This is a genomic window from Pseudomonas sp. SIMBA_068 (assembly GCF_046534705.1).
Lineage (GTDB): Bacteria > Pseudomonadota > Gammaproteobacteria > Pseudomonadales > Pseudomonadaceae > Aquipseudomonas > Aquipseudomonas putida.
Genome location: NZ_JAWRYI010000010.1, coordinates 270,112 through 279,282, shown reverse-complemented (window position 1 = coordinate 279,282; position 9,171 = coordinate 270,112). Strand labels below are relative to the sequence as shown.

The window sequence follows — 9,171 nt, the reverse complement described above, 5'->3', positions numbered from 1 at the left end:
TCATACAGCGTTTAGAAGCGCTGTCAACCACCATTTCAACCGCTTGCGATCTTTCGATCGTAGCCCTTTCAGCAGCACCTTAACTACCTAACTCATTGAATCTCAAGGAGTTTATCGTTCCGATGTCGCTGGAAGTGGGGCGCATTATAAGGGGATTCGGAAGGGCGTCAACCTTTAATTTCAAGAAACCTTAATATCGCTGAAAAGCAAAGCAGGGAGGCCTGGCGGCCTCCCTGCTCTTATGTAGCACCAGCCGTTTCTACAGCACGCCGGCCTCGCGCAAGCGCTGCACCTCACCTGCCTCTAGCCCCAGCAGCTCCACCAATACCGCCTCGGTATGCTCACCCAGCAGCGGCGGCGCCCGTCGATACTCCACCGGCGTCTCCGACAACCGTATAGGGCTGGCTACCTGCGGCACGCTACCCGCCAATGGATGCGGAATGTTCACCGCCAACCCACGCGCCAGCACCTGTGGGTCCTGGAACATCTGCGCCAGGTCATTGATAGGCCCGCACGGCACCCCAGCAGCCTCCAGCTGGGCAACCCATTCGGCGGTTGTCTTGAATACCGTGGCCTGGCGAATCAGTGGAATCAGCTCGGCTCTGTTGGCCACCCGCTGCTTATTAGTAAGGAAACGTGGATCGTCCGCCCATTGTGGTTGCCCGGCCACTTCTGCGAACTTGCGGAACTGGCTGTCGTTGCCCACGGTAAGAATGAAGTCGCCGTCCGCCGTAGGGAAGTCCTGGTAGGGCACTATATTAGGGTGCGCGTTGCCCAGGCGCCGAGGCGGGTTGCCCGTGGTCAGGTAATTCATGGCCTGGTTAGCCAGGCAGGCTACTTGTACATCGAGCAACGCCATGTCGACATGCTGGCCCACCCCGGTCTGCTCCCGATGGGCAAGGGCGGCAAGCATGGCTACCGTTGAGTACAGCCCGGTAAGGATGTCGGTAAGCGCCACACCCACCTTGACCGGCCCCGCGCCTTCCTCACCCTCCGGGCGGCCAGTCAGGCTCATCAGCCCACCCAGCCCCTGGATCATGAAGTCATAACCCGCACGCTTGGCATACGGCCCAGTCTGGCCGAAACCAGTAATGGAGCAATAGATAAGCTGTGGGTTGATCGCCTTCAGGCTCTGGTAGTCCAGCCCATAGGCCGCCAAACCACCCACCTTGAAGTTCTCGACGACAATATCGGACTTCGCCGCCAACTCACGCACCAGGCGCTGCCCTTCAGGCCGGGTGAAATCGATGGTCACCGAACGCTTGTTGCGGTTGGCCGACAGGTAGTAAGCCGCCTCACTGGTGTTTTCACCCCCGGCATCCTTGAGGAAGGGCGGCCCCCACGCGCGGGTATCGTCACCACTGCCCGGGCGCTCCACCTTTATAACGTCAGCGCCCAGGTCAGCGAGAATCTGGCCAGACCATGGGCCGGCCAACACGCGCGAAAGGTCCAGCACCCGCAGATGTGATAGCGCGCCCATGGGCTGGCTCCTTATTAATAGAAGGCCTGGATACCGGTCTGCGCACGCCCCAGGATCAGTGCATGCACGTCGTGAGTACCTTCATAGGTGTTGACCACCTCAAGGTTTACCAGGTGACGGGCCACGCCAAACTCATCGGAGATGCCGTTGCCACCCAGCATGTCGCGCGCCATGCGGGCGATATCCAGCGCCTTGCCGCAGGAGTTGCGCTTCATGATCGAGGTGATTTCCACGGCAGCGGTGCCTTCATCCTTCATGCGCCCCAAGCGCAGGCAACCCTGCAGTGCCAGGGTGATTTCGGTCTGCATGTCGGCCAGCTTCTTCTGGATCAGCTGGTTGGCAGCCAGAGGGCGGCCGAACTGCTGACGGTCCAGGGTGTACTGACGCGCGGTGTGCCAGCAGGCTTCGGCCGCACCCAGCGCCCCCCATGAGATGCCATACCGGGCAGAGTTGAGGCAGGTGAACGGACCTTTGAGGCCGCGCACATCCGGGAAGATGTTCTCTTCTGGTACGAAAACATTGTCCATGACCACTTCACCGGTGATCGAGGCGCGCAGGCCGACCTTGCCGTGGATTGCCGGGGCACTGAGCCCCTGCCAGCCCTTTTCCAGGACAAAGCCGCGGATATCCCCCGCATCGTCCTTGGCCCAGACCACGAACACATCAGCGATCGGGCTGTTGGTGATCCACATCTTGCTGCCGGTCAGCCGGTAACCACCGTCGACCTTCCTGGCACGGGTAATCATCGAGCCAGGGTCGGAGCCATGGTTCGGCTCAGTCAGGCCAAAACAACCGATCCACTCGCCACTGGCCAGCTTGGGCAGGTACTTCTGCTTCTGGGCCTCGGTGCCGAACTCGTTGATGGGCACCATTACCAGCGACGATTGCACGCTCATCATCGAGCGGTAACCTGAGTCGATACGCTCGACCTCTCGGGCGATCAAGCCATAGCACACGTAGTTAAGGCCGCTGCCACCGTACTGTTCGGGAATGGTGGCACCCAGCAGGCCAATCTCCCCCATCTCGCGGAAGATCGCCGGGTCGGTCTGCTCGTGACGGAAAGCCTCGAGCACACGTGGTGCCAGCTTGTCCTGGGCGAACTGATAAGCGCTGTCACGCACCATGCGCTCTTCTTCAGTGAGCTGCTGATCGAGCAGCAGCGGGTCGATCCAGTGGAAGCTTGCTTTACCGGCCATGAGCGAAATCCTCGAAATAGGGGGCAGTTTCTTGTGCCTTTGAGCCTAGGCCTGATCGGCCGCCGGGACAAACGAGGATTGCGCACCAATTAGTGATAATTTGTCACTTCGTAAATCGGTAAAACACCTTATAAACAGCCTTACGAGTGAGGTTGACGTACATGCGCCGCAAGATCCCCAGCACCACCGCCCTGGTTTGCTTCGAGGCAGCGGCACGCCACGAGAGCTTTACCAAGGCTGCGCAGGAACTCGCCCTGACCCAGGGTGCCGTTTGTCGGCAGATTGGCGGCCTCGAGTCCTTCCTAAATGTGGAACTGTTCCGCCGTTCGCGCCGCGGCGTGAAGCTGACCGAGGCCGGTCTTTCCTACAGCCGCCAGGTTGCCGCACAACTGGACGCCGTAGAGCGCGATACCCTGTCGGTGATGGGCCAGCAGGGCGCCAGCGTGATCGAACTGGCCGTAGTGCCTACCTTTGGTACCCAATGGCTGCTTCCGCGCCTCAAGGACTTCCAGCAACGCCACCCGGAGGTCACGGTCAACCTCACCAACCGCACCCGGCCATTCCTGTTCGCCGACACCCCCTTCGATGCCGCTATCTATTTCGGTGATGCCGACTGGTCCGGCACCCAGTCGCACCGGCTGATGGGGGAGAACCCGGTCCCCGTCTGCAGCCCGGCATTGCTGGCCGGGCAGGGCATGCTTGAAGCACAGCGCATCGCCCACCTGCCCTTGCTGCAACAAAGCACACGCCCGTATGCCTGGCGGCAGTGGTTCGGCAGTTTGGGGATGAATGTAGAACGCGACATGACAGGCCCGCGCTATGAACTATTCTCGATGCTCGCCCAGGCGGCCATACATGAAATGGGGATCGCGCTGATTCCGCCGTTCCTGATCCAGCGCGAGCTGGGGGAGGGTAGGCTGGTGGTCGCTAACAGGCATGCCCTGATCAGCGACAAGGCCTACTATCTGATGATTCCGGAGCGCAAGGTAGAGTCGGCCTCACTGCGCGCCTTCCGCGACTGGCTGGTTGGCCAGGCCCAGGCCTACACCTCAGCCACTTGACCAAGTGCGACAAATTGACCCTGTAGTCAATTATTTTAAACACCTACAGATGTATGTATTTGTCGCATATGCATAAACTGTTATGCCCAGATGAAAACACCCTTTAACCCTGCTAACCACGCTGCTTTGCGGGTGATTTTGCGACATCTACCGTGCCGTGAGCGTACTGACCCAAATATTTTTCATTTTTTCTCCTAATCTCCCAATAGCCCATGTTTGAGGGGCTGCAACCTTATAACTGCGACAAGCGGTCACAGGGTGACTTGTAGTTTTAACTTCGTTTCACTCCATAACCGGTTGAAGGCCCCCGGGTTCGTCTGCAAAATGCTTCGCCCGCCCGGGATTCGGCGGGTCGGCGCTCCACAGCCGCCCCAGCGCACCATCCGAAGTGCGCTGGCTCTTACAAAGACAAAAGGTCACCGCAGGAGAAATAGTCGTGCACATTGGTGTTCCTCTCGAGACGCAGACCGGTGAGACAAGGGTCGCTGCGACCCCGGAAACCATCAAGAAACTGATTGGCCAGGGCCATCAGGTCACCGTCCAACGGGGGGCAGGGCTCAACGCCAGCATTCCGGACAGTGCCTATGAGGCCGTGGGCGCTTCCCTTGGGAGCGCAGCCGATGCCTACGGCGCCCAATTGGTACTCAAGGTGGTCGCCCCCAACGACCAGGAGCTGGCCCTGATCAACAGTGGCAGCCTGCTGGCGGGCATGCTCAACCCCTTCAACAGTGACCTGATCGGCAAGATGGCCGAACGCGGCATCACCGCTTTCGCCCTGGAAGCCGCGCCACGCACCTCGCGGGCGCAGAGCCTGGACGTGCTGTCGTCGCAGGCCAACATTGCCGGTTACAAGGCCGTGTTGCTGGCTGCCCATTACTACCCACGCTTCATGCCCATGCTGATGACCGCCGCAGGTACCGTGAAGGCCGCGCGCGTGCTGATCCTGGGGGCGGGTGTTGCCGGCCTGCAGGCCATCGCCACCGCCAAACGCCTGGGTGCAGTGATCGAAGCGTCCGACGTACGCCCGGCCGTGAAGGAGCAGATCGAGTCGCTGGGTGCCAAGTTCATCGACGTGCCTTACGAGACCGATGAGGAACGCGAGTGCGCTGAAGGCGTTGGCGGTTACGCCCGCCCCATGCCAGCCAGCTGGATGCAACGCCAGGCCCAGGCCGTGCACGAGCGCGCCAGGCAAGCGGATATCGTCATCACCACGGCGCTGATCCCAGGCCGCAAGGCACCCACTCTGCTCAGCGCCGAAACCGTTGCGCAGATGAAACCCGGCTCGGTGGTCATCGACCTCGCTGCAGCCCAGGGTGGCAACTGCCCGCTCACCGTTGCTGACCAGGTGGTAAAGGAAAACGGCGTGACGATCGTCGGCCCGACCAACCTGCCGGCCCAGCTGGGTGCCGATGCATCGGCGCTGTATGCGCGCAACCTGCTGGACTTCATGAAGCTGCTGTTCGACAAAGACGGCGCGCTGGTCATCAACCTCGAAGACGACATCGTCGCGGCCTGCCTCATGTGCCGTGATGGTCAAGTCGTCCGCAAGAACGGCTAAGGAGCACGACAATGGAAGACATGCTGATTTCCCATGGCATCTACAACCTCATCATCTTCGTGCTGGCCATCTATGTGGGCTACCACGTGGTGTGGAACGTCACCCCGGCACTGCACACGCCGCTGATGGCCGTGACCAACGCCATCTCTGCCATCGTTATCGTCGGTGCCATGCTGGCCGCCGCCCTCACCGTGACCCCTGCCGGCAAGCTGATGGGCACCCTCGCCGTGGCCCTGGCCGCGGTCAATGTGTTCGGTGGCTTCCTGGTCACCCGCCGCATGCTTGAGATGTTCAAGAAGAAAGCCAAGAACGAGGGGCAGAAGTAAGCATGAGCATGAATCTGGTAACACTTCTGTACCTGGTCGCTTCGGTATGCTTCATCCAGGCGCTCAAAGGCCTGTCGCACCCGACCACGTCGCGGCGCGGCAACCTGTTCGGCATGATCGGCATGGGCATCGCCATGCTCACCACGGCTGGCCTCATCTATAAGCTGGGCGCCGAACTGGCTACCGCGGGTATTGGCTACGTCATCGTCGGCCTGCTGGTCGGTGGTACCGCCGGTTCGATCATGGCCAAGCGCGTCGAGATGACCAAGATGCCGGAACTGGTCGCCTTCATGCACAGCATGATCGGCCTGGCTGCGGTGTTCATCGCCATCGCCGCCGTGCTGGAGCCGCAGTCGATGGGCATCGTTGCCGCAATCAGCGACCCGATCCCCACCGGTAACCGCTTGGAGCTGTTCCTCGGCGCAGCCATCGGTGCAATCACCTTCTCCGGTTCGGTGATCGCCTTCGGCAAGCTGTCGGGCAAGTACAAGTTCCGCCTGTTCCAGGGCGCACCGGTACAGTTCCCCGGCCAGCACAAGCTGAACCTGATCCTGGGTCTGACCACCATCGCCTTGGGCCTGCTGTTCACCTTCACTGGTCATTACAGCGCCTTCACCCTGATGCTAGCCCTGGCCTTCGTCATGGGCGTGCTGATCATCATCCCGATCGGCGGCGCCGACATGCCAGTGGTGGTGTCGATGCTCAACAGCTATTCGGGCTGGGCGGCGGCCGGTATCGGCTTCTCGCTGAACAACTCGATGCTGATCATCGCAGGCTCCCTGGTGGGTTCGTCCGGTGCCATCCTCTCGTACATCATGTGCAAGGCGATGAACCGGTCGTTCTTCAACGTCATCCTCGGTGGCTTTGGCGGCGATACCGACGCCGGCGCAGCGCAAGGCTCGAAAGAGCAGCGCCCGGTGAAGTCCGGTTCGGCCGACGATGCCACCTTCCTGCTCAGCAACGCCGACAGCGTGATCATCGTCCCGGGTTATGGCCTGGCGGTGGCCCGTGCCCAGCACGCGCTGAAGGAGCTGACCGAGAAGCTGACCCACAACGGCGTGACCGTGAAGTATGCCATCCACCCCGTGGCGGGCCGCATGCCCGGGCACATGAACGTGCTGCTGGCCGAGGCCGAAGTACCGTACGATCAGGTGTTCGAGATGGACGACATCAACGCCGAGTTCGGCCAGGCTGACGTGGTGCTGGTGCTGGGCGCCAACGACGTGGTCAACCCGGCGGCGAAGAACGACCCCAAATCGCCAATCGCCGGCATGCCAATCCTCGAAGCGTTCAAGGCCAAGACCATCATCGTCAACAAGCGCTCCATGGCCAGCGGCTACGCCGGCTTGGACAACGAACTGTTCTACCTGGACAAGACCATGATGGTGTTCGGTGATGCCAAGAAGGTCATCGAAGACATGGTGAAGGCGGTGGAGTGAGAAACGCCGCTGCAAACCAACTGATATAAAGGAAGCCCCGGTCAGATTCTGCCGGGGCTTTGCTTTTATTGATCCGGATCAACGGCTCTACTTCAAGGCTTCTCATACGACCATGGTCGTGGGACGGCAATGGGCTAAATCTCTAGACTGCGCTGCAGTAGTTTCAGTAGCCCGAGATAACAATCCATGTACCGTGATCGTATCCGCTTGTCCTCCCTGCACAGCAAGGTAATGAGTGCGGCTGATGCCGCTGGTCTGATCGAGGACGGCATGACTGTCGGCATGAGCGGTTTCACCCGCGCCGGCGAAGCCAAGGCCGTACCGCATGCACTGGCCGAACGTGCCAAGCAGTCGCCACTGAAAATCAGCCTGATGACCGGCGCCAGCCTGGGCAACGACCTGGACAAGCAGCTGACCGAGGCCGGCGTGCTGGCTCGCCGAATGCCGTTCCAGGTCGACAGCACCCTGCGCAAGGCCATCAACGACGGCCAGGTGATGTTCATCGACCAGCACCTGTCGGAAACCGTCGAGCAACTGCGCAACCAGCAGCTGAAGCTGCCGGACATCGCAGTCATCGAAGCGGTGGCCATCACCGAGCAAGGCCACATCGTGCCAACCACGTCGGTAGGCAACTCGGCCAGCTTCGCGATCTTTGCCAAGCAGGTGATTGTCGAGATCAACCTCTCGCACAACCCCAACCTCGAAGGCCTGCACGACATCTATATCCCGACCTACCGCCCGACCCGCACGCCAATCCCGCTGGTCAAGGTCGACGACCGCATCGGCAGCACCGCCATCCCGATCGACCCGGCCAAGATTGTCGGCATTGTCATCAGCAACCAGCCGGACTCACCGTCCACCGTACTGCCGCCGGATGACGAAACCCAGGGCATCGCCGACCACCTGATCAACTTCCTCAAGAATGAAGTTGAAGCCGGCCGCATGACCAACAAGCTCGGCCCGCTGCAAGCCGGTATCGGCAGCATCGCCAACGCGGTGATGTGCGGCCTGATCGAGTCGCCGTTCGAAGACCTGACCATGTACTCCGAAGTACTGCAGGACTCCACCTTCGACCTGATCGACGCCGGCAAGCTGAGCTTCGCGTCGGGCAGCTCGATCACCTTGTCCGGCCGCCGCAATGCCGACGTTTTCGGCAACCTGGAGCGGTACAAGGACAAGCTGGTGCTGCGCCCGCAAGAAATCTCCAACCACCCGGAAGTGGTACGTCGCTTGGGCATCATTGGTATCAACACCGCCCTGGAGTTCGATATCTACGGCAACGTCAACTCCACCCACGTGTGCGGTACCCGGATGATGAACGGCATTGGCGGCTCGGGCGACTTCGCCCGCAACGCCCACCTGGCAGTATTCGTCACCAAGTCGATTGCCAAAGGCGGCGCGATTTCCAGCGTGGTGCCGATGGTCAGCCATGTCGACCACACCGAGCACGACGTGGACATCCTGGTCACCGAGCAAGGCCTGGCCGACCTGCGTGGCCTGGCGCCACGCGAGCGGGCACGGGCGATCATCGACAACTGTGTGCACCCAGACTACCGCGCAGCGCTGAACGACTACTTCGATCGCGCCTGCCAGCGCGGTGGCCATACCCCGCACATCCTGCGTGAAGCGCTGAGCTGGCACGAGAACCTGGAAGAAACTGGCCGTATGCTGGCTAGCTGACCCCCACACCGGACGGAACGGCGGCCCTGCTTCTGCTGTTCCGGCCTCTTCGCTGGCTTGCCCGCCCCCACAGGTCAGGCGCAGCCCTATGCGCAGCACATCACCTGTGGGAGCGGGCAAGCCCGCGAAAGAGCCATAACAGTCAAATCCCTGTGCTAGAACACCCCACCCTCAACAGCGAAACAAACTGTACTACTGTACTGGTCGTATCGCTGCGTCTCGCCTGAGCAATCCCCTGTCTAGCATGAAAATGCACCAACAAAGTGCAGACCAGTACAGTTGCGCCTATTTGGAGTGCAACAGTAGGGTTACACAGTTAACTGAGCCATCGTCTTACTGCATAACTGTATCTACTGTTATGGACAGCAGGGGAGGATCATTGGCATCAGTTAAATCACTACCTAATCCCGCCATAAGCGGAAGGATGAAGC

The 9,171-nt window shown here is 60.7% G+C and carries 7 protein-coding genes; 5 read left to right on the top strand and 2 right to left on the bottom strand.

Features of this window, described 5'->3' with window-relative positions:
• Nucleotides 1–259: 259 nt before the first annotated feature.
• Complete coding sequence (locus tag SB756_RS22595; RefSeq protein ID WP_410911922.1) at nt 260–1,480, bottom strand: CaiB/BaiF CoA transferase family protein; 1,221 nt, start codon at nt 1,478–1,480, stop codon at nt 260–262.
• 14 nt (nt 1,481–1,494) lie between these two features.
• On the bottom strand, nt 1,495–2,676 hold the full coding sequence (locus SB756_RS22590; RefSeq protein WP_016497451.1) for an acyl-CoA dehydrogenase: 1,182 nt from the start codon (nt 2,674–2,676) through the stop codon (nt 1,495–1,497).
• A 161-nt stretch (nt 2,677–2,837) separates the two neighbouring features.
• On the opposite strand from SB756_RS22590, the gene SB756_RS22585 reads away from it, so the two are divergent.
• The 5 genes from SB756_RS22585 to SB756_RS22565 all read left to right on the top strand — a co-directional run bounded on the left by SB756_RS22585 (nt 2,838) and on the right by SB756_RS22565 (nt 8,740).
• Nucleotides 2,838–3,737 (top strand): LysR family transcriptional regulator, encoded by a 900-nt coding sequence (locus tag SB756_RS22585; protein WP_410911921.1) that lies wholly within the window; start codon nt 2,838–2,840, stop codon nt 3,735–3,737.
• A 436-nt stretch (nt 3,738–4,173) separates the two neighbouring features.
• The gene (locus SB756_RS22580; RefSeq protein ID WP_341797240.1) at nt 4,174–5,295 is read left to right on the top strand and encodes a Re/Si-specific NAD(P)(+) transhydrogenase subunit alpha; all 1,122 of its coding nucleotides are present in this window, start codon (nt 4,174–4,176) and stop codon (nt 5,293–5,295) included.
• Between the two features lie 11 nt (nt 5,296–5,306).
• Nucleotides 5,307–5,621, top strand: a complete 315-nt coding sequence (locus SB756_RS22575) for an NAD(P) transhydrogenase subunit alpha (RefSeq protein WP_016484308.1) — start codon at nt 5,307–5,309, stop codon at nt 5,619–5,621.
• A gap of 2 nt (nt 5,622–5,623) precedes the next feature.
• On the top strand, nt 5,624–7,060 hold the full coding sequence (locus SB756_RS22570; RefSeq protein ID WP_410911919.1) for an NAD(P)(+) transhydrogenase (Re/Si-specific) subunit beta: 1,437 nt from the start codon (nt 5,624–5,626) through the stop codon (nt 7,058–7,060).
• A gap of 186 nt (nt 7,061–7,246) precedes the next feature.
• Nucleotides 7,247–8,740, top strand: a complete 1,494-nt coding sequence (locus tag SB756_RS22565) for an acetyl-CoA hydrolase/transferase family protein (protein WP_049273105.1) — start codon at nt 7,247–7,249, stop codon at nt 8,738–8,740.
• Nucleotides 8,741–9,171: the final 431 nt, after the last annotated feature.

Bases quoted from the DNA above. Each gene is read 5' to 3' on its own strand.
- SB756_RS22590 (WP_016497451.1), bottom strand. From the start codon at position 2,676: ATGGCCGGTAAAGCAAGCTTCCACTGGATCGACCCGCTGCTGCTCGAT.
- SB756_RS22595 (WP_410911922.1), bottom strand. From the start codon at position 1,480: ATGGGCGCGCTATCACATCTGCGGGTGCTGGACCTTTCGCGCGTGTTG.
- SB756_RS22585 (WP_410911921.1), top strand. From the start codon at position 2,838: ATGCGCCGCAAGATCCCCAGCACCACCGCCCTGGTTTGCTTCGAGGCA.
- SB756_RS22565 (WP_049273105.1), top strand. From the start codon at position 7,247: ATGTACCGTGATCGTATCCGCTTGTCCTCCCTGCACAGCAAGGTAATG.
- SB756_RS22570 (WP_410911919.1), top strand. From the start codon at position 5,624: ATGAGCATGAATCTGGTAACACTTCTGTACCTGGTCGCTTCGGTATGC.
- SB756_RS22575 (WP_016484308.1), top strand. From the start codon at position 5,307: ATGGAAGACATGCTGATTTCCCATGGCATCTACAACCTCATCATCTTC.